Source organism: Caulobacter sp. 05T431 (assembly GCF_056665975.1).
Window position 1 is genome coordinate 1 of record NZ_JBFTKU010000198.1, and the last position, 353, is coordinate 353.

Here is a 353-nt window from a genome sequence, read left to right on the forward strand (position 1 = left end):
GCCCGCCCGGCGGCGTCCCCTGTGGCGGGGGCGCCTTCAGCTGAGCGAAGTGACATGGAGATTCACCCGCTACTTCTGGGCTGCGAGTTGGTCGATCTTCTCGGCAGAGGCCTTGAACGCGGCGTCGACGCTTTCGTTGCCGAAGATCACGKACTTGGCGTAGGCGGTGCGGAAGGTCTGCCAGACCTCGACCGAGTTGGACACGTTGGGCACCTCGACAGTGTGGCTGGCCTGCTCCGCGAACTGCTTGTAGAGGGGGTTCTTGGCAAAGTAATCCGCGTAGGTGGCCGGGAGGTCCTTGCGCATCGGCATCTGGCCGGTGTCCGCCAGGAGCTTGCCGTCCTGTTCCTTGC

General features: G+C 64.5%; 1 protein-coding gene. It reads right to left on the reverse strand.

The window, feature by feature from the left end; translation table 11 throughout:
• Positions 1–69 precede the first annotated feature (69 nt).
• On the reverse strand, positions 70–353 hold a 284-nt coding region (locus AC1U89_RS25090), incomplete at its 5' end, for a hypothetical protein (RefSeq protein ID WP_479902322.1).